Annotated in this window: 20 protein-coding genes; 10 read left to right on the top strand and 10 right to left on the bottom strand. The window is 39.3% G+C overall.

Going from position 1 to position 18,590, the window contains the following annotated elements; genetic code table 11:
* Window positions 1-182: 182 nt before the first annotated feature.
* The gene (locus AC1PJP_RS14490) at window positions 183-809 is read left to right on the top strand and encodes a TetR-like C-terminal domain-containing protein (protein ID WP_252720546.1); all 627 of its coding nucleotides are present in this window, start codon (window positions 183-185) and stop codon (window positions 807-809) included.
* 54 nt (window positions 810-863) lie between these two features.
* On the opposite strand, the gene AC1PJP_RS14485 is transcribed toward AC1PJP_RS14490, so the two are convergent.
* The gene (locus AC1PJP_RS14485) at window positions 864-995 is read right to left on the bottom strand and encodes a hypothetical protein (protein WP_264158064.1); all 132 of its coding nucleotides are present in this window, start codon (window positions 993-995) and stop codon (window positions 864-866) included.
* A 429-nt stretch (window positions 996-1,424) separates the two neighbouring features.
* Between AC1PJP_RS14485 and AC1PJP_RS14480 the strand changes: the two genes are divergently transcribed.
* Together AC1PJP_RS14480 and AC1PJP_RS14475 are read left to right on the top strand one after the other, a co-directional pair.
* Entirely contained in the window at window positions 1,425-2,228 is an 804-nt protein-coding gene (locus AC1PJP_RS14480; RefSeq protein WP_199945635.1) for an oxidoreductase, read from the top strand.
* A 55-nt stretch (window positions 2,229-2,283) separates the two neighbouring features.
* Window positions 2,284-3,282, top strand: coding sequence for an NADP-dependent oxidoreductase (locus tag AC1PJP_RS14475; RefSeq protein ID WP_479767413.1), 999 nt, complete (start codon window positions 2,284-2,286; stop codon window positions 3,280-3,282).
* A gap of 152 nt (window positions 3,283-3,434) precedes the next feature.
* Here the strand turns inward: AC1PJP_RS14475 and AC1PJP_RS14470 are convergent, their stop codons facing one another.
* Genes AC1PJP_RS14470 through AC1PJP_RS14450 form a run of 5 tightly spaced genes read right to left on the bottom strand, consistent with a single transcriptional unit; the run spans window position 3,435 to window position 8,009 of the window.
* Entirely contained in the window at window positions 3,435-4,304 is an 870-nt protein-coding gene (locus tag AC1PJP_RS14470; RefSeq protein ID WP_479767411.1) for a metal-dependent hydrolase, read from the bottom strand.
* A 35-nt stretch (window positions 4,305-4,339) separates the two neighbouring features.
* A complete protein-coding gene (locus AC1PJP_RS14465) occupies window positions 4,340-5,566 on the bottom strand; it encodes an NADH:flavin oxidoreductase/NADH oxidase family protein (protein ID WP_267530487.1) in 1,227 nt (408 codons plus the stop codon).
* Window positions 5,567-5,591: 25 nt separating this feature from the next.
* Entirely contained in the window at window positions 5,592-6,449 is an 858-nt protein-coding gene (locus AC1PJP_RS14460) for a metal-dependent hydrolase (RefSeq protein WP_479767410.1), read from the bottom strand.
* Between the two features lie 13 nt (window positions 6,450-6,462).
* Complete coding sequence (locus AC1PJP_RS14455) at window positions 6,463-7,209, bottom strand: acetoacetate decarboxylase family protein (RefSeq protein ID WP_479767408.1); 747 nt, start codon at window positions 7,207-7,209, stop codon at window positions 6,463-6,465.
* Entirely contained in the window at window positions 7,206-8,009 is an 804-nt protein-coding gene (locus tag AC1PJP_RS14450) for an SDR family NAD(P)-dependent oxidoreductase (protein WP_311076053.1), read from the bottom strand. The genes AC1PJP_RS14455 and AC1PJP_RS14450 overlap by 4 nt, the downstream gene beginning before the upstream one ends.
* A 108-nt stretch (window positions 8,010-8,117) precedes the next feature.
* Here AC1PJP_RS14450 and AC1PJP_RS14445 point away from each other — a divergent pair, with 108 nt between their 5' ends.
* The 5 genes from AC1PJP_RS14445 (at window position 8,118) to AC1PJP_RS14425 (ending at window position 13,071) form a co-directional block, all read left to right on the top strand.
* A complete protein-coding gene (locus tag AC1PJP_RS14445) occupies window positions 8,118-9,164 on the top strand; it encodes an AraC family transcriptional regulator (protein WP_479767406.1) in 1,047 nt (348 codons plus the stop codon).
* 80 nt (window positions 9,165-9,244) lie between these two features.
* A complete protein-coding gene (locus AC1PJP_RS14440; protein ID WP_013197746.1) occupies window positions 9,245-9,814 on the top strand; it encodes a TetR/AcrR family transcriptional regulator in 570 nt (189 codons plus the stop codon).
* A gap of 139 nt (window positions 9,815-9,953) precedes the next feature.
* Window positions 9,954-10,973 (top strand): MBL fold metallo-hydrolase, encoded by a 1,020-nt coding sequence (locus AC1PJP_RS14435; protein ID WP_479767404.1) that lies wholly within the window; start codon window positions 9,954-9,956, stop codon window positions 10,971-10,973.
* Between the two features lie 187 nt (window positions 10,974-11,160).
* Window positions 11,161-11,739 (top strand): RrF2 family transcriptional regulator, encoded by a 579-nt coding sequence (locus AC1PJP_RS14430; RefSeq protein WP_479767403.1) that lies wholly within the window; start codon window positions 11,161-11,163, stop codon window positions 11,737-11,739.
* Window positions 11,740-11,865: 126 nt separating this feature from the next.
* Complete coding sequence (locus AC1PJP_RS14425; RefSeq protein WP_479767401.1) at window positions 11,866-13,071, top strand: NAD(P)/FAD-dependent oxidoreductase; 1,206 nt, start codon at window positions 11,866-11,868, stop codon at window positions 13,069-13,071.
* 97 nt (window positions 13,072-13,168) lie between these two features.
* Here the strand turns inward: AC1PJP_RS14425 and AC1PJP_RS14420 are convergent, their stop codons facing one another.
* A complete protein-coding gene (locus tag AC1PJP_RS14420) occupies window positions 13,169-13,861 on the bottom strand; it encodes a type 1 glutamine amidotransferase domain-containing protein (protein WP_479767399.1) in 693 nt (230 codons plus the stop codon).
* Between the two features lie 155 nt (window positions 13,862-14,016).
* On the opposite strand from AC1PJP_RS14420, the gene AC1PJP_RS14415 reads away from it, so the two are divergent.
* Both AC1PJP_RS14415 and AC1PJP_RS14410 read left to right on the top strand, forming a co-directional pair.
* Complete coding sequence (locus AC1PJP_RS14415; protein ID WP_322004453.1) at window positions 14,017-14,433, top strand: MerR family transcriptional regulator; 417 nt, start codon at window positions 14,017-14,019, stop codon at window positions 14,431-14,433.
* A 75-nt stretch (window positions 14,434-14,508) separates the two neighbouring features.
* The gene (locus tag AC1PJP_RS14410; RefSeq protein WP_479767398.1) at window positions 14,509-15,315 is read left to right on the top strand and encodes a type 1 glutamine amidotransferase domain-containing protein; all 807 of its coding nucleotides are present in this window, start codon (window positions 14,509-14,511) and stop codon (window positions 15,313-15,315) included.
* A gap of 67 nt (window positions 15,316-15,382) precedes the next feature.
* On the opposite strand, the gene AC1PJP_RS14405 is transcribed toward AC1PJP_RS14410, so the two are convergent.
* The 3 genes from AC1PJP_RS14405 to AC1PJP_RS14395 all read right to left on the bottom strand — a co-directional run bounded on the left by AC1PJP_RS14405 (window position 15,383) and on the right by AC1PJP_RS14395 (window position 18,479).
* Window positions 15,383-15,958, bottom strand: coding sequence for a dihydrofolate reductase family protein (locus AC1PJP_RS14405; RefSeq protein ID WP_282496597.1), 576 nt, complete (start codon window positions 15,956-15,958; stop codon window positions 15,383-15,385).
* Window positions 15,959-16,157: 199 nt separating this feature from the next.
* Window positions 16,158-17,225: a saccharopine dehydrogenase family protein gene (locus AC1PJP_RS14400; protein WP_322004455.1), complete on the bottom strand. Its 1,068-nt coding sequence runs from the start codon at window positions 17,223-17,225 to the stop codon at window positions 16,158-16,160.
* 15 nt (window positions 17,226-17,240) lie between these two features.
* The gene (locus AC1PJP_RS14395; protein ID WP_479767395.1) at window positions 17,241-18,479 is read right to left on the bottom strand and encodes an NADH:flavin oxidoreductase/NADH oxidase family protein; all 1,239 of its coding nucleotides are present in this window, start codon (window positions 18,477-18,479) and stop codon (window positions 17,241-17,243) included.
* Between the last annotated feature and the right edge of the window lie 111 nt (window positions 18,480-18,590).

The following is an 18,590-nucleotide window of genomic DNA, read 5'->3' as shown; positions in this document are numbered from 1 at the left end:
TCGATATCTCGCTAGAAGAATCCGTTCAGCTTTGCTTAACTTTTATTTAAAAATATGAAATTAGTAGCTACTAAGCATTAACAATAACATTGTTATGGTTTAATATAACAATGTTATTTTTATTGCGCAATAACTTTGTTATGGAAAAAAAAAGTCCTCGTACACGTTTATTAGAAGCAGCAATGCGAATAATCGAAAACCAAGGTCCTTCTCAAATTAAAGCGAGAACTGTTGCTTTAGAAGCAGGTCAGTCCACTATGGGTGTTTATACTCACTTTGGCGGGGTGCCTGAGCTGCTGCAAGCCATAGCTGACGAAGGATTTACCCAACAAGCTCGTTTATTTAAAAGTATAGAAAACACAGACGAGCCAATGACAAACATGTGTTTAATGGCTTTAGAATGCCGAAATTTTGCTATGGCTAATCCGCATCTTTATGATTTGATGTTTGGCTTGTCTATTCAGGGACGATATACACCACTTCGGAGAAGTGAAGCTTCAGCCAATGAAAGTACAGAAGCATTTAAAAATTCTTATTCATACTTACGTCAAGAATGTGTCAATCTGATAGAAACAAAATATATTCGAGACATTGACCCTGATGTTATGGCGGCACAGTTATGGAGTGCACTGCATGGATTTATTATGTTAGAGCTTGGGCAACATTTTACCAGTTGCCCTAATCCAACCACCGAAATTCTAATTCCAATGTGTATTAATCTAATAGTTGGATTAGGTGCAGAAGCACAAATAGCAGAAAATGCGGCGAGTAAAGCTCTAACTATCTGGAATTCAAAGAATATCGTATAAAGCTAGCTATATAAAATGATGTCAACCGAGGCATCATTTTATACAATATTGAAGTTATTCTAAAAACTGAATTACCTTTCCCACAAAGTCTTGATGAAATTGAAATATTCCTCCGTAACCTGTGTCTGGGTAAATAATTAATAAAACTAAACCACGCGTTTCAAATTCAATCGCATCATCAGCCATTGCTTGAACAGTAGCTGGAGTTTTTCTTTGTGAACCGCCAACACTCCGATTGTCAAAGATGATGCCCCACTTTTCTTTAGCAATCCCATGAATGGCACTAGGATCCCAATCATCAATTACAGCACTAAAATGATTTAGCAGAATAATTGATGTGCCTTCTTTTTTCCAAATTCACCATAAGTAAATAAAGTTCTATCGACATTGAGCTTTAAGGTTGGTGAATGATTTGCAGAGCTTTTATTTTTTATATGCAATTTCTTTCTCCATTAATTTTGAAATTGGTTTGAAAATCGTATGAGCCAATAAAAACTAGAAATAAATTCGATAAAAGTCACTATCATTTTAGTAGTAACTATTTTGTTTTTAGATTATGATGAAAATATCAAGGTGAAACTGAATAGCGAACACCTTCAAATTGGAAAAAATGGTATGACTGGTAAAGTAGTTCTAATTACAGGCGCATCTTCTGGTATTGGTTTAGCAACAGCAAACCTTTTACATGAGGCTGGATTTATTGTTTATGGCACAAGCCGACAAGCAAAAGATTCATCAAAATACAAATTTCATCTTATTGAGTTAGACGTAAATCAAGATGATTCAGTTGCCCAAGCCGTTGAGAAAGTAATAGCGACCGAAGGAAAAATTGATGTCTTAATTAATAATGCTGGGTTTGCAATAGCACCTGCTGGTGCCGAAGAAAGTTCAATGCAGCAAGCACAGGCTATTTTTGATACCAATTTTTTTGGTGCGGTTCGAATGACTCGTGCTGTGATTCCACATATGCGCCAGAAACACTCAGGATTGATCTTAAATATCAGTTCAATTCTTGGGCTTTTACCTCTGCCTTTTGGTGCACTTTACTCTGCATCAAAACATGCACTTGAAGGCTACTCTGAATCTTTAGATCACGAATTAAGATCTCAAGGCATTCGTGTGTCACTTATTGAACCTGCTTACACTAATACTTCTTTGGGAGTAAACTTACTCGAAGCAGATAATAAAATTTCTTTTTACGATCAAACTCGTGAAAAGCTACATAAACAAATGATTAATTCAATTAATAAGTCAGATGACCCGAGTGTGGTTGCCAATACAATTTTAACCGTCATTCAAAGCCAACAGGTCGTACCACGTTACACAGCAGGAAAAACTGCAAAAAGCTTAAAAGCGTTAAGACGATTTGCACCTGCAAAGATCTTTGACAAATTAATTCACCGTAGCTTGAAAGTTTAGAACAAACCCAAGCCTATAAAACTTTAAAAATAATTTCGAGAAATAGAGGTTTCAAATGAAAGCAGCCTACATTAGCCGTTATGGCAATATTGATGATATACAGTTCGATGAACAGCCCAAACCTTCTCTAACCGAAGATGCCGTGCTTGTTAAAGTTCATGCAGCCAGCATTAACCCTCTCGACTTAAGAGTTTTAGAGGGTGAATTTAAAGCAATTCTCCCAGTGAAGTTTCCTTTCATATTAGGCAATGATTTTGCAGGTACAGTCGTAGAAGTTGGATCGAAGGTTACCCAGTTTAAAGCTGGAGATGAAGTCTATGCCAAGACAGATTTAAACGGCGCTTTTGCTGAATATACTGTGGTTCAACAGTCTTCACTTGCACTGAAACCGCAAAATATTTCAATGGAACAAGCAGCAGCCCTACCATTAGTTGCCTTGACTTCATGGCAAGCACTAGTTGAAATTGCAAAAGTTAAAGCTGGTCAAAAAGTGCTTATTCATGCAGGTTCAGGTGGTGTAGGTTCAATTGCTATTCAACTTGCCAAGTCTCTTGGCGATACGGTTGCAACCACAACCAGTGCCAAAAACAGTGGTTGGGTAAAAGAGCTAGGTGCTGACATTATCATTGACTATAAAACAATGGACTTTGAGCAAGAGCTTAAAGACTACGACGTAGTTTTAGATACACAAGGCGGAAAAACCTTAGAAAAATCACTAAACGTTCTTAAACGTGGTGGACGTCTTATTAGTATTTCAGGGCCACCTGACCATGCTTTTGCAGAGGTAATTAATCCAAACTGGTTCCTAAAATGTGTTATTCCGATGTTAAGCTGGTCAATTCGACATAAAGCAAAAAAACGCGGCATTACTTATACATTTTTATTTATGCAGCCAAATGGTCAACAGCTCTCAAAAATTACTGAACTGGTAGAAGCTGGAAAAATTAAACCCATAGTTGACCAAACCTATGACTTTATTCAAATTAAAGAAGCGCTCCAATATGTAAATACTGGACGAGCAAAAGGGAAAGTTGTTTTACAATTTGATGAATAAGGTACATAGCTCAAATATTATCTAGATTACGCAAGGGTTCGAAGATTATATAGCCGCTCATATGGCGGCTATAGACCATGAATAAGATGAATTAAAAGGTCTTATTCATTATTTTTGAGCCTAAAAGAAGCAATATTCGTACAAGCTTTTATTTAGTTAAGTTCTTTTATTGTAGATAAAAAAGTTAAGGCTTGCTCAGTTGAGCCTTCATTTAGTGGACTATGTTTAGGGTTAAAATAACGTAAGCAGGCAAGTATTATATCGTCAACCTTAGGCACACGGTCTTGTCGAGCTGCTCGGAAATAATCTTTGAAACGAAAACGATGTGGTAATTGCGCATCTTGTTCTACTAGATTTTCGACAGCAACATAAGCCAAAACAATAAATAGAGGGAACGTGAAAACCGCTGCCCCCACTCGAAGTACATTACTATTGCTAAAATATCTAAACATTGCATCGGCTACTTCACGGTGCTCAACCTCTTCAGCCCCGTGCCATTGCAATAACCGTAACATTTCCACATCGACAGGTGCTTGTTGTAATCCCTCTGCATTGAGAACCCAATCCCCTAATACTCCAGTCAGATGCTCAGCCGCGGCCACCATTGCTAATCGGGTCGTTAGCCACATCGATTTTAAGCGTGGATGCTTCAATTCATAGCCTAATGGTTTTGGGCCAATCATGTCATTAAATATCCAATTCATCAGTTTGGTATAACGACTTAAATCAATACCCAAAGCTTCTATATGCCGTGTTCCGAGAGTGTGCCCATAACTATGAGCACCCTCTTGTTTAATAAAAGCTATAGCTGCCTCTTTCAGTTTTTCATCTTTAATATAAGGCAATGCATCTCTAAACGTCTGACAAAACCAACGTTCTGGTGCAGGTGTAATCGGGTTAATTGAATTTAATATCTGGGAAACTATGGGATCATCATAAATCCAATGCGTTGGCGTTTCAGTAAAATTAAATACTGGACGCCGCGGCACAATGACATAGTTTTGTCTGATTAAACTATTCATGATAATAAATCCTTATATATCAAAAGCACTTACCATTAATCCTGAGTCAAAATGTTAAAGCCCATACGTGGACCAAAAGCAATCAATGTTCGCACTAAGCCCTTAATCTCTTTGGGTTGTTGCCCACTGCTAATACGGCGAAATTGCGAAGCATGCCAAGCGAGTTGCAAATAGGCATCTACTGGTTTGTATCCAATGGCTGGAATTTTTGCTGGTTTTAATACCGATTTTCCGGCTAACAGTTGTTTTGCTAAATCTGGCTGTACTGCAAAAGGTCGAGCCAATCCAACCAAATCGACCGTACCATTAGCAACAATATGGTTCATAAAATCTACATCGCGCAGTCCACCTGTTAACATCAGTGGTAATTTGCTTTGTTTACGAAGTGCAGTGGCATAGTCAATAAAATATGCATCACGCTGAGCAGAACGATCTGGTGCATAGCCTAACTGTGCAGGGGATTCATAATTCCCGCCTGAAATCTCTAATAGGTCGATCCCTTCTGCTTCTAAAGCTAATGCAATGTCTATCGATTCTTCCTGACTTAATCCGCCTTTTTGAAAATCGGCAGAGTTGAGTTTTACACTTAATATTTTTTCTTTGCCTATTGCAGCTCGCACAGCCTGAACTGTTTCAATGAGCATACAGCGTCGGTTTTCAGGACTACCGCCCCACTTATCTGTCCGAACATTGGCTAGAGGTGATAAAAATTGTGAGAGTAAATAGCCATGTGCTGCATGAACCTGTACTCCATCAAAACCAGCTTCAATAGCCAGCCTCGCAGTTTGAGCAAATCGATTGATCTGCTCATATATTTCTGCTTCGGTCATCGCACGCGGAATGCGAATAATATTCATGGCAGGTAAATCAAGCCCAACTGCTGAAGGGCCTATTGGCTTTTTCAAAAGTGGTAAAACTGCAACACGGCCGGGATGGTTAATTTGCATAATAATTTTGCTGCCATTGGCCTTAGCGGCCTGAGCCCATAACTTATTTGCTTGCAGAAATTCTGCTGACTCTAAAACCACATTTCGTGGTTCAACAAAAGCACAGTGGTCAATCATCACATTGCCTGTGATTAATAACCCTGCTCCACCTCTGGCCCAAGCTGCATAGAGTTGCTGTAAGTCAGTGGTCGGTGAACCATGCCGATCAGCAAGTTGTTCACTCATTGCAGATTTGGCAATTCGGTTTGGAATGCTAATGCCACAGGCTAACGTTAAAGGGCTTGCTAATGTGGCCTTTGGATTAGGTTTTGTCATTTTCTTTCTTCCTAAATTTAAAAAATCATTCATTAAGATATAGGTCTTTTAATTTCATCATTTGCTCACGGTTATCGTGTTGCCAAGGGTGGAAATTTTTAGAATAAAAATCTAAGTAACTGCGGCTAATTTTTCGGATCACACCTTGACCGCCAAGCAAATATTTCAAACCCACATATAGACTTTTAAAATCTCTATTTTTGCCCGAAGCCTTTAAAAGCTCTTTTGTTCCTCTGGTGGTAATGATGAGAAAAGAAAGCGTGGTTTCTAACATCACCAACCGTAAGAAATAAGGTCTATTGACCAAAGACTGATATACATCAAAAGCTACAGCTTTATGTTCGGTTTCCTCAATCGCATGCCATGCCCAGATTTTTCTGACATGAGTATTAAATAACTCTAAATCCTCGGGTGCGGTACTAATAAAATAGTCAGCTAGAATTGCTGTGAGGTGTTCCATACATACAGTGCAAGCAAGCTGATGAGCTGTAGAGAATTGCTCTTGCATCAAGCGATTCATCTTTTTAAAGCGCTTATAAATTCGGTCTACGGGATAACCCTTTTTCAGCATGACAGCATTGAGCACGTCATGTTCTTTACCGTGATGTGCTTCTTGACCAATAAAAGCACGGACTTGTTTAAGCAGAACAGGATCTTCAATTTTTGCCTGATAATTACGCACACTATGAATAAATTGACGTTCACCATCTGGAAATGCGCTCGATAATGCAGTCAACAACATCGTAAGTAAGGCATTGTTATCAAACCAGAACTCAGGAATTTCATCTGGAAAAGTAAAATCCATTGTTCTTACAGGAATATCAATTGAAGCCGAGATTTTAGAAAAATCTTGTGTTTGTTTTGACTTAAAGAACGCATTCATCTTTATTCTCCAGTTATAAAACGCGAGGATTAAATTGGCGCAATAAAAATAACGGCGTGCGTAGACGAGGTATTTGAATTGGAGGAATTAACCCACCCGATAAATCAACTCGATGCAATCTTGCCTCAATGACTTTACCTAGTCCCATATCGTGTAAAGGATCATTTTCAGTACCCGTAAAACGTAAGTTCATTTCTACACGACGGACTTCAAGTGGATGTTCTTTAGGGGTAAATCGAACCTCACGTGGTAGACCAAGGCCCAATCCACCTGTGATATTACGATGTGGTAGTCCTAAAATTGGAGGTGCATCATGAATAACTTCACCAAGCTTGGCTTCCATTTCAATGAGTGTTGTGCCTCGGCGTGAAGCTTTGCTTAAAATGCGTTTGCCATCATTTTCCCAGCTAATTTCTCCCATCTTTTTAGGGTAGCCCAGCAACTCACGTCCAATAATCATGGCGCGGTCATCGTCTAAAATCATCCAAGGACAAAAGATCCCTGTTTTATTGCCTACTTTAATATGAACAAATAAACCCGCTTCATGGTAAGCACCCGTATAGACGTTTTCCGGGAAATAAGCACAGAACAAATCAGCTCTTGCAGGTTGAACCAGTGTCATCCCAGACGGTAACCAACGAGCCATCGCTTTTTCATCCACTTCAACAACAGCCGTCAAATACTGCGCATTGTGATAAAGCTTATTGCCAAGATTGGCTAAGCCCACTGGAACACTTAAATCATTGATGAGTTGTCTCATGATTTTAATCTCGAAAATACTTGTTTCAGAATTGGGAGCAAAATGATGCGCGGGGTATAACGTCCCCCAAAAGTTTGCGCCTGTGCAATAAAACCGGGAATCACAATACGGCGATTGCAATCCATGCCTTGAATCGCTTCTTTAGCTACTCGTTCTGCTGTGACCCAAACAAAATTGCCACCGACTCCATCAATTTTGGTAATTCCAGCAACTTCATTAAAACCTGTTTTAGTAGGACCCGGAGCAAGTAAAGTACAGGTCACCCCTGTACCACTTAGTTCGCTATGTAAAGACTCTGCAAATGAGTTTGCAAATGCTTTAGTTGCCGCATATGTGGCATTTGCCGGAGTGGGTTGATGACCAGAAGTAGAGCCTACTATCAGTATTGCTCCGGATTTTCTTTTGAGCATTTGTGGCAACACAGCTAAAGTCAGGTCGTGAATTGCCACACTATTGACTTCGACTTCTTCACGCTCTCGGTCTGCATCTAAGTCTTGAAGTCGTCCAAAAGTTGCAAAACCTGCGTTATTACAAAGAATTGAGACTTCGATACTTTCTAAATAGTGACGAAACTTAGCTCTAGCTTGTCTATCTCCCAAATCACATGGATATAAATCTACAGATATTTGATATTCAGCTTTTAGTTTTTCAGCCAGTGCTTCTAATTTTTCGACACGGCGAGCGACTAAAACTAAGGAATAGCCTCGTAAAGCGAACTGTTTTGCTAACTCTTCACCAATGCCCGATGAAGCACCTGTAATCACAACGCGAGATGAGGCTCGTGGAATAGGTAGGCTCATAATTCTTGCTCAAAATAGAATAAATTGATTATTCCGAAGTTTTAACTTGAGCGTGAGATGTAGATCAGACATACTGATAATCATTTTCGGCCACAACAAAAAAAGAATATGAAGGATCCTTATGGGCTATCCAAAGCCAGCATTCCTATTTCTTATGCTCATTTGTTATTAGAAATTATGGTAGACAAAGGGTTTTCTGCGCTTGAAATTTTGAAAAAAAGTAAAATTCCCTTAACACTTTTAGACCAATTAGACGCCCGAATTACCCCTATGCAATGGTCTAAACTGGCGTGGGAAAGCTTGTTATTGTCGAAAGATTCTGGCTTGGGATATGAATATGGAATAAAACTGCGTTTAACTGCCCATGGGCCAATGGGATATGCCTTAATGAGCAGCCCCAATTTACGACAGGCCATTGAGATTTCAACACAATTTTTTAATATGCGATTAAAAGATTATCGTATTGCTCTGTTAGATGATCATGAATTTTCTATTATTGAAATTAAAGAAACTCACCCCGTTGTCAGCAATCAGCCTGCTCAAGCTGAAACGCTTAGACGGTTTTTTTATGAATGTCTAATGATTGGCGTGATTCAAGCTGGTCAATTTTTAAGAGAACATGATTTAGGTGATATTGAATTATGGGTGGACTGGTCAGAACCTAGCTATCACAAAGCTTATCAACATTTATTACCTACTATTCATTTTAATCAACCGACTAATCAAATTCGGTATAAAAAACAGCTTCTAGATTTACCCATAAAAATGGCAGATCCGATTGCCTTTAAACAAGCTCTGGCGCAGTGTGAAGCTGAACAAATCCGTTTTTCAGAGCAAATTAAAGATATATGCCTGACCGTAAAGGCTGAACTAAACTTAAAACCACAGGTGGGTTATCCCTCATTTGATGAAATTGCGACTCGCTTAAACATGTCTAGTCGAACATTACGGCGCCATTTGAACCAAGTCGGTTCTTCATATCTGCAACTGCTTGAAGAAGCTCAACAAAAAGAAGCTGAGCATTTGTTACTTCATAGTGATATGGATATACAAGAAATTGCGCTTTATCTGGGCTATATACAACCTACAAATTTCACACGAGCTTTTAAGAAATGGACAGGTCAAACACCCATTACTTTTAGAACGAATCAATAATGTGGATCTAACAAAATATATCTTGCTGTCTTTCTATTTTTATGTATGATTGAGTAATCACTCAATTAATGTATTTATATATGGCTCGTCCACGCAGTGAAGATAAACGTAATGCAATTTTAAGTGCTGCTATTGAAACATTAGCAGAGCTTGGTGAGCGTGCGTCTACCTCAAAAATTGCAAAAGTCGCTGGTGTCGCGGAAGGTACTTTATTTACCTATTTTAGCAATAAAGAAGAACTGCTGAACCAGTTATATCTTTCACTAAAGGCTGAACTACGTCAGGTCATGATGCTTGGTTACCCTGATCACTCCGATTTGCAAACACAAATGTCTCATATTTGGCAAAGCTATTTGGACTGGAGTTTAGAAGCTCCACTCAAACGCAAAGTCATGGCACAGCTTTCAACCTCTGAACAAATTACCGAGCAAAGCAAACAAATTGGCATGCAAACCTTTTGTGACCTCACCCAAAATATTCAAGAACGTATTAATGATGGCAAATTAAGAGATTATCCACCGTTATTTATTGCTTCAATTTTAGGTGCGCTTGCAGAAGTTACACTTAATTTTATTGCTCAAGACCCTTCTCAAACCGAGCTTTATCGTAAATCTGGTTTTGAAGCGTTTTGGCATGCAGTTTCAATTTAGATAAAAGTTAAGGATGCGCGGCGTCCTTATTTTTAAACGAATTAATGAGTGAGCAAATACTCATTTAAATAAATCAAAATAAGCACTTAGCCCAAGTTCTTATTTGCACATATAGGTTTGTTCCAATAAGGAAAACAAAATGACTATTTCAAATACCACAGACTTGCCTTCCCCCTTAATGCCATCTCAGCAGTACAATGGCAAATTTAGAAATACGCGTCCGAACCAACACAAGCCTTCTTTTGGAAAAACGCTCCAGCTCATGTGGAAGTTTCTATTTAACAAACCCAAAGATACCGTTCCAAACAGAGAAATTCCTGTTTTAAGTTTGTCGAAAGAACAGTTGTTAAGTGCACCCGATCGCTCTCTATTTCGTTTGGGCCACTCAACCCTCTTGTTAAAACTGCAAAATGAATTTTGGTTAACCGACCCAGTTTTTTCAGAGCGTGCATCACCTTTTCAATGGCTTGGACCAAAACGTTTCCACCAACCACCGATTAGTATTGCCGAATTACCACCCATTAAAGGCGTGATTTTGTCGCATAACCACTACGACCACCTCGACTACCATGCGGTTATGCAGCTTAACGATAAAGTTGAGCATTTCTTAACACCGCTTGGTGTGGGTGACACACTCATTAAATGGGGAATTCCAGCAAAAAAAGTTCAACAACTTGATTGGTGGGATACTACCCATGTAGATGGACTAAAATTGGTGGCTACCCCTGCTCATCATTTTTCAGGCCGTGGTATGGGCGATAGCAATGCGACGCTTTGGGCCTCGTGGGTAATTATTGATAATGACTTACGTGTATTTTTTAGCGGTGACACAGGCTATTTCGATGGGTTTAAAGAGATTGGACATCGTTATGGCCCATTTGATCTGACCATGTTAGAAACTGGTGCTTACGACCCTGAATGGCCTGATGTTCACATGCAACCAGAGCAAACGTTACAAGCACATATCGATTTAAAAGGACGTCATTTGTTACCTGTACACAACGGTACTTTTGATTTGGCACTTCATGCTTGGGATGACCCGTTTGAACGTATTGTCGATTTAGCTAAAGAAAATGCGTTAGCGATCAGCACACCGCAAATGGGTGAAATCCTAAATCTGAATGAGCCAAATGTCGAAAATTATTGGTGGCGTTCGTAGGTTTTTCGATATTTTTTAAATTATTTATTTCTCTTTAAAGGTATTTAAATTCAGATATATAACGTCAATTTTCCTTATTTGCATTCTCTTTAAATAAAACTAAGACTAACTTTGTCTTAGTTTTATTATTGACTTAAAACACAGACTACATTAGTCTGTGTTTGTAATTGATCAATTATGAAATTAAATGGCTTATATCACTAGTAGCGTCGAGTATGCGATTCACTGTCTTCTTTTTCTTGTGAACAATGAAGATAAACCTTTGAGTAGTAAGGATCTTGCCGAATTACAAGGAGTCTCTCCGAGTTTTATGGCTAAGATTTTTCCTAAACTTGAAAAGGCAGGTCTTGTTATTGCTCAAGAAGGTGTTCGTGGTGGGTATTTACTCGCTCGATCCGCTCATGAAATCAGTTTTCTAGATATTGTGAATGCTATCGAAGGTGAAAAACCACTTTTTGAGTGCCAAGAAGTTCGCGGTAAATGCGCAGTCTTTAATCATGCTCCACCAGATTGGGCAACCAGTGGTGTATGTGCAGTGCATGCCGTCATGCTACAGGCCGAAAAAGCCATGCGAGATGCGCTAGGTGCTCATACACTTGGTGATATTGCAGACCGTTTTGGCCGTTATGCACCCGACGTATTTTTTAGTGATGTAAATGGCTGGATCAATGATCGCATTGAAGGAAGAACAGCAAAAATGCGGAAAAATAAAATATCGCGGGACACCCCGACTAACGAGCTGATAGGGCTTCAAACCCTAAGCTAAAACTCCCCTAATCGTTTTAAACGCCTTCTCAGATTTTTCGGACAATCAGAGAAAGGATTCGCTCACCCTAAATTTTGCGATGAGCTGGAATTTGTTGTCCGAAAAATCGATCAAAAGGATAATCAAATGAGTAAGCGTATTATTATTGCAGGTTCTGGCTTTGCTGGTTTATGGGCTGCACTTGCTGCACAAAGAGCAATTTACTTAGCGTCGCAAGAACAAAATATTGAAGTAGTGATGGTTTCCCCTAGCCCAAATGTTGGTATTCGCCCTCGTCTTTATGAAGCTGTGCTTGAAAATATGAACCCTGATATTTCAGATTTATTAAGTGTGGTTGGGGTTAAATTTCTAGCAGGTTGGGTAAATAAAATTGATGTCGACCAACAGACAATTGAAGTTTCCACCACCGATGGCAGCAAACAAACCTTAAGCTATGACCGTTTTATTCTGGCAACCGGAAGTACTACGTTTATGCCGCCTATATCAGGTCTTACCGAATATGGCTTTAGCGTAAGCACACTAGAAGATGCCGAAAAACTAGATCAACATCTTAAAAACTTAGCCAATAAACCTGCAAATGCAGCGCGTAATACGGTGGTCGTTGCAGGTGGTGGTCTTACTGGGTTAGAAACCGTTACTGAAATGCCTGAACGTCTGCGTAGTATTTTAGGCGAAACTGATGTGCGTGTAGTTTTAGTAGATTCATCTACAGAAATTGGTGCAGCAATGGGTGACCAAGCTGCTACTGTTATTCGAGAAGCTCTTAGCGAGCTTGGTGTGGAAGGTAAAGCTGGCCTACGAGTTACAGCACTCGATGCAACTGGCGTGACACTTTCTAACGGCGAAAAAATTGAAGCAGAAACCGTGATCTGGACTGCGGGCATGCGAGCTAATTCACTCACTTCTCAAATTGCTGGTGAAAAAGATAATTTAGGCCGTTTGATTGGGGATGCTTATTTACATGCACCTGAAGCAAAAAATGTTTTTGTGACTGGCGACACTGTAAAAGTTCCAACCGATGATTTAGGTAATTTTAACGTGATGTCTTGCCAACATGCCATGAGCCTAGGCCGTGTGGCGGGTTACAATGCTGCCGCAGAACTAGTTGATTTACCACTTCATGCATATAGTCAACCGAAGTATGTGACGTGTGTTGACTTAGGTCCTTGGGGCGCACTCTATAGCGAAGGTTGGGATCGTCAGGTTCAATTTGTGCGTGATGAAGCTAAAAAAATTAAACAAGAAATTAATACCATCTGGATTTATCCACCAGCCGCAGACCGCGAAGCAGTTTTTGCAATAGCTAACCCTGATTTTGTGATTGTTCCTTAAAGTTAGCCTTGCTAGATCACACCACTTTATTTAAACAGTTGAAAAGCAAAACCGTCACTGGTTTTGCTTTTCTAGTTTATATTTGAATCATTAACAATTATGACTTTTCTAGCTCTTCTACTATTGCTAAAGCCGTCTTTCTAGCTGAAAAAGGGTTTTGACCTGTAATTAACTTGCCGTCTTGAACGACATATGGTGCAAAAGGAATAAAAGCTTTTTCATAATGAGCGCCGTATTCTTTCGCTAACTCTTCGGCATTGTACGGCACTTTTTTTGCTACCCCTGCCAAAACCTCTTCACTCCAAGCAAAGCCTGTTAACTTTTTATCTTTTATTAGTCGCTCGCCGTTTGAAAGTCGTACATTGAGCAAGCCACAATAGCCATGACAAACACTCGAAACGATGCCGCCATTTTCATAAATATTTTTGGTGATTTCTTGAAGTTCAGGGTTATCTAAAAAATCCCACATCACACCGTGACCACCTGTGTAATAGATTACGTCATAATCTTGCCAATGAATATCTGAAGGCTTAAAGGTATTTGCCAACAGCATAATAAAAGATTGATCTTTTTCTCGGTCTTTAACAGACTTATCTGCAACTAAAGGCAAAAGTGACTTAGGTTCAATTGGAGTTTTACCGCCATTTGGGCTAACAATATCTTGTATGTAACCTTGCTTTTCAAATTCATCATAGGCATGGGTGAGTTCGCCTAACCATAGGCCTGTTGGTTCATCTACATCCTTATAGCGTGAAACATTGGTGACGACGTGTAATATGCGTTTAGACATTTTCTCACCTCATTTTTCATATTTATAATTCTATTCTTTCATCTATCAAAGCATAGAAAGCTGTTAATGAAAGTGTGTGGTTAGTAAAGTTATGAACCTTGCTTTTACACTACTATAAGTCTAAAGTTAACTTTAATGTCAATAGAGTCTGTGCCATGAATATTAGCGAGTTATCGAAACTAAGCGGCTTAAGCACCCCTACAATTCGTTACTACGAGCAAATCAAACTCTTACCTAAAGCAAAAAGAAAATCGAATGGCTATCGTGAATATACCGATAATGATTTAAAGCAACTTTCTCTAATTCAACAAGCGCAGCAAGTCGGATTTTCTTTAGCAGAAATTAAAGCTTTTTTGCCTTCAAAAGTTGCCACTTGGAACCATGATGCCCTTATTCAAACAATTGAATTAAAAATTCAAGAAATTGAACTTTTAGAACAAAAACTTAAAGTGAGTAAGCAAAACTTACGCACCATGATTCACGCCATTAATGACAAACCTGATGAAATTACCTGTGAACAAAATGCTGAACGACTCATGAATCTCTATTACGACAAAGCAAAATCACCGTAATTCCTTCGAGACCTATTGACCTTAAAGTATGCTTTAAACATACGATTGGCTACAGGTAATGAATGAGGACCTGTCATGTTTAAAGTTTGGAATTTTCAGCGTTGGTTAACCATTATTTTTGCCATTTTTTTGACTACACACGTGGTACACGCTACAGAGTCAGATAAAGCTCAAAGCCTTACCAAAGCAAATGGAAAAATTTTAGTCGTAATGACCAATCACTCGGCTTACCCTTCCCGTTCGGATAAAACAGGACTTTGGCTAACCGAACTTACTCATTTTTACGATGTGGCCTTGGCTGCTGGCTATGAAATGGATTTTGTAAGTCCTTTAGGTGGTCAAGTACCACTAGATGAACGCAGTTTAAAGTCCATTTACCTAGACAAATCAGCACGAGATCACTTAGCCGACCTAGCATTTATGCAGCGGTTAAAAACAACGTTGGCTCCAAATGTGATTAATCCTACACAGTACAAAGCGATTTACTATACTGGTGGACACGGCACCATGTGGGATTTTCCAAACAATAAAGCCTTGCAAAACATTAGCGAACAGATCTATCGCCAAGGTGGAGTCGTTTCAGCAGTGTGTCACGGCGTAGACGGTTTATTGCCTTTACAGAATGAAAATGGCAAACCCTTAATTGCAAGTAGAACCGTTACTGGTTTTGCAAATATTGAAGAAACACTTTCAGGCATTAAGTCTCAAGTTCCATTTTCTTTACAAAATGGTCTCATTGAACGTGGAGCAAAATACAAGGAAGCATTTATTCCGTTTACCTCGTATGTGGTTTCAGACGACAGAATTATTACTGGACAAAACCCTCAGTCGAGTAAAGAAATTGCTGAAGCAGTGGTTAAGCGTTTAAGCAGTATGCAATAAAGCTAAAAAGACGAATTATAGAGCAGCACTGTAATTCGTCTTTTCCATACAAATATTATAGAAAAAATCAGCTTATCTTTTGATAATGAAGACCTATCGCGCCAGAAGCAAAAGTTTTATTTTCAATGAGTTTAAGATTGGTTTTTTGCTGAATGCCTTGAAACAGTGGCAAGCCACTACCAATCAGTACGGGCGAAACTGTAATTTTATATTCATCAATTAAATCAAGTTGCATCAAATAGTGCGCGAATCTTGGACTTCCCAGAATCACCATATCCTTCCCCGCTTGTTGTTTCAGCTTATTAATTTCTTCTTCGACATGGTCTTTTACCAGTCTGGAATTATTCCATTCAACTGTATCTAAAGTAGTTGAAAAAACGATTTTTTCGGTCTTTTCAATCCACTCAGCGTGATTTCGTTCATGCTCCGAAGCTTCTGGATTTGAAAGCATGGTTGGCCAGTAATTATGCATCATTTGGTAAGTCGCACGTCCCCAAATTACCGTATCGGTAGTGCTCAAAATTTCTTTTGCATGATTTGCCAAATCGGCATCGTAAGCAATCCAGCCTATGTCCATTGCCCCATTTGGACCTTCGACAAAACTGTCTAGCGATGCATGTAGAAACAGTATGAGTTTTCTCATTATTCTCATTCCTTTGTTATGAAAAATATTTATCGTTTTTTAGTATATTCAATTTGAATTATTTCTTATGGAGTGTTTTGTTTTCTGTTTTGCTTTTTATGCATATAAAGCTGTATTTACTTGAAATATTTAAAAATAACCCGAACAAGAATGACTCCTTATTCGGGACTATCTATAAAAATGCTGTTTTAATAAAGGCTTAATTAATAACCAATGGACCAGAACCCGGTAGCTCAGTTACTAGCTTATAACCCATCAATTTTGCTGGTGTATATGTACCGCCTTTCACGGTATTTTTGAGTAAATAATTCACCACAGTCAGTGAGCCATTTACGGTAAGGCTATACGCATTTTCTGTTTGGATACGAGCAGTTTTGACTTCCCCACGCGTATTTCTTGCCTCACCCCAAACATAGGTAGGTACTTTCGCGCGAAGTTCCTCATTTGGTCCCACAACCGTTTTTTCAATACGCGACTTAATAAACTTCTGCACAGCATTAATTTTTAATACTGGGCGTAAATAGTTCATCATTTTCGCGCCAAAAATCATTTTAGGGAATGCAGGTACAAACACTTCAATGTTTGGAATACCTGTTGTATAGAATGCAGTAGATACGTCTCCCCACGGAACACTCATGGCACTTTTTTTACCGTCACCAAAATCAATGGTCCGAACATAATGTACTAATGGAACGGTGGTAATTTTTCCGTTTTTACGAATTTTCCCGCCTTCGGCCATGCCTTCTGTACTTGTTTTAGCAGTACCCGGTGAAAACCCTGTTCTAGAGTCAAAACCAAGTGCTAAATGAGTTGCATCTGGTAAGGCTTCTTTGAGCGCAGCAGCGACACAGTCTGTTGGAATTACATCGAAGCCAACACCCGGACAAAGCACAATATCGGCTTTTTCAGCTTGGCTGTTAAGTGACTGTGCTAATTCAAATACAGCGATTTCACCAGTAATGTCGAGATAATGAGCACCAGCTTTTATACAAGCTTCCATCATGGGTTTTGATGTTGCTGAAAATGGCCCTGCACAGTGCATAACCAGTTTAAAACCTTGGACTTGCTCACTGACCGCATTTACGTTATCAAGCCCAAAAGCTTTATAGTCGAGCCCCAACTCTTGAGCTAATGTTTCAACCTTAGCTTTGTTACGACCAGCCAAAGTTGGTTTTAGACCTTGGCGTACAGCTTCACGAGCGATTAACTCACCCGTGTAGCCATTTGCTCCATAAATTATCCAGTTTGAATCGTTAGGATTTGTCATAACACAACTCACTTATTAAGAAGCAAATGTATAGTCACGCATGCCTTTTTTGTATTGGCGGGTACGGCATGACATAGCTGATTGTTGCAAAATTAAAGCCCAAGCTGGTGAAACATTTGGTTTTGTTTTTTTACCAGCGCTTAAATTACGTAACTGGAATTTGACCACTGCCATATTGGCAAGTGAAGCGAATGTTTTATTTTCCCATGTAATTGGCTTGAGTTCAGGTGAAACATTTTTGCCTTGTTTCCAAGCATTTGGCAAATTAGGTTCAATTGCTAAAGCTGTGGCAATACCGACCATATCTACACCACTTTCAACCACTTGCTCTGCTACCTGTTTACGGCGTATGCCACCTGTCACCATAACAGGCATTTTGGCAACTTTTCGAATTTCTTGTGCAAATTCTAAAAAGTAAGCTTCGCGAGCAAGTGTTCGGCCATCACGTGCTTGGCCTTGCATTGCAGGTGCTTCATAGCTACCGCCTGAAAGTTCAACCAAATCGACTGCATGTTCATTTAACATTTTAACTACTTGTTGAGCATCTTCAGCGCTAAAACCGCCACGCTGGAAATCGGCTGAATTTAGTTTCACTGCAACGGTAAACTCTGGCGAAACCACTTTACGAACCGCTTCAACAATCTCAATTAAAATACGAGCGCGGTTCTCTAAAGAACCACCCCAACGATCTTGGCGTTTATTGCTCAGTGGTGAAAGAAACTGGCTTAATAAATATCCATGCGCTGCATGAATTTCCACACCAGTAAATCCTGCTTTTTCACCTAAACGCGCCGTGTTTGCAAAACGCTGAATCACCTCTGCAATCATAGATTCAGTCATTTCGATTGGCGTATTAAAGCGATTTGACATTTTGCCAAGATCAAGTGAAATAGCCGATGGCGCCCAAGTCTGCTGACCGAGGTTCGCTTGCATTTGACGCCCTGGATGGTTAATTTGAAGCCAAATCTGAGCGCCTTTTGAACGACCAATTTGTGCCCATTTTTTAAAAGTATCCAGATGCTTTTCATCTTCAAGCACTACGCCGCCCGGTCCAGTCATCGCTCGGCGGTCTACCATCACATTTCCAGTAATGATTAGACCAACACCACCATTTGCCCAAGCTTGATATAAACGCATTAATTCTTCTGATGGTGCATGGTTTAAATCGGCCATGTTTTCTTCCATTGCCGCTTTAGCAATACGGTTAGGAATATATGAACCATTTGGGAATACTAGCTTTTCGAACACTTTCATTGGAATGACCTCATTCAGTATGGCTTTACTTTAAGATTAAAGCTAACTTTAATGTCAATACCTTTTAGCATTTCTATATTTATTACTTTCAATTTCATTGGCTTATAAATA

This window comes from Acinetobacter sp. V116_7 (genome assembly GCF_056735735.1).
The sequence above is the reverse complement of the archived record's forward strand: the minus strand, read 5'-3'. Positions and strand labels throughout refer to the sequence as shown.

What these genes read in the sequence shown, in the direction of transcription:
- AC1PJP_RS14490 (WP_252720546.1), top strand. Translation starts at nt 183, where the DNA reads ATGCGAATAATCGAAAACCAAGGTCCTTCTCAAATTAAAGCGAGAACT.
- AC1PJP_RS14485 (WP_264158064.1), bottom strand. Translation starts at nt 995, where the DNA reads ATGGCTGATGATGCGATTGAATTTGAAACGCGTGGTTTAGTTTTATTA.
- AC1PJP_RS14480 (WP_199945635.1), top strand. Translation starts at nt 1,425, where the DNA reads ATGACTGGTAAAGTAGTTCTAATTACAGGCGCATCTTCTGGTATTGGT.
- AC1PJP_RS14475 (WP_479767413.1), top strand. Translation starts at nt 2,284, where the DNA reads ATGAAAGCAGCCTACATTAGCCGTTATGGCAATATTGATGATATACAG.
- AC1PJP_RS14470 (WP_479767411.1), bottom strand. Translation starts at nt 4,304, where the DNA reads ATGAATAGTTTAATCAGACAAAACTATGTCATTGTGCCGCGGCGTCCA.
- AC1PJP_RS14465 (WP_267530487.1), bottom strand. Translation starts at nt 5,566, where the DNA reads ATGACAAAACCTAATCCAAAGGCCACATTAGCAAGCCCTTTAACGTTA.
- AC1PJP_RS14460 (WP_479767410.1), bottom strand. Translation starts at nt 6,449, where the DNA reads ATGAATGCGTTCTTTAAGTCAAAACAAACACAAGATTTTTCTAAAATC.
- AC1PJP_RS14455 (WP_479767408.1), bottom strand. Translation starts at nt 7,209, where the DNA reads ATGAGACAACTCATCAATGATTTAAGTGTTCCAGTGGGCTTAGCCAAT.
- AC1PJP_RS14450 (WP_311076053.1), bottom strand. Translation starts at nt 8,009, where the DNA reads ATGAGCCTACCTATTCCACGAGCCTCATCTCGCGTTGTGATTACAGGT.
- AC1PJP_RS14445 (WP_479767406.1), top strand. Translation starts at nt 8,118, where the DNA reads ATGAAGGATCCTTATGGGCTATCCAAAGCCAGCATTCCTATTTCTTAT.
- AC1PJP_RS14440 (WP_013197746.1), top strand. Translation starts at nt 9,245, where the DNA reads ATGGCTCGTCCACGCAGTGAAGATAAACGTAATGCAATTTTAAGTGCT.
- AC1PJP_RS14435 (WP_479767404.1), top strand. Translation starts at nt 9,954, where the DNA reads ATGACTATTTCAAATACCACAGACTTGCCTTCCCCCTTAATGCCATCT.
- AC1PJP_RS14430 (WP_479767403.1), top strand. Translation starts at nt 11,161, where the DNA reads ATGGCTTATATCACTAGTAGCGTCGAGTATGCGATTCACTGTCTTCTT.
- AC1PJP_RS14425 (WP_479767401.1), top strand. Translation starts at nt 11,866, where the DNA reads ATGAGTAAGCGTATTATTATTGCAGGTTCTGGCTTTGCTGGTTTATGG.
- AC1PJP_RS14420 (WP_479767399.1), bottom strand. Translation starts at nt 13,861, where the DNA reads ATGTCTAAACGCATATTACACGTCGTCACCAATGTTTCACGCTATAAG.
- AC1PJP_RS14415 (WP_322004453.1), top strand. Translation starts at nt 14,017, where the DNA reads ATGAATATTAGCGAGTTATCGAAACTAAGCGGCTTAAGCACCCCTACA.
- AC1PJP_RS14410 (WP_479767398.1), top strand. Translation starts at nt 14,509, where the DNA reads ATGTTTAAAGTTTGGAATTTTCAGCGTTGGTTAACCATTATTTTTGCC.
- AC1PJP_RS14405 (WP_282496597.1), bottom strand. Translation starts at nt 15,958, where the DNA reads ATGAGAAAACTCATACTGTTTCTACATGCATCGCTAGACAGTTTTGTC.
- AC1PJP_RS14400 (WP_322004455.1), bottom strand. Translation starts at nt 17,225, where the DNA reads ATGACAAATCCTAACGATTCAAACTGGATAATTTATGGAGCAAATGGC.
- AC1PJP_RS14395 (WP_479767395.1), bottom strand. Translation starts at nt 18,479, where the DNA reads ATGAAAGTGTTCGAAAAGCTAGTATTCCCAAATGGTTCATATATTCCT.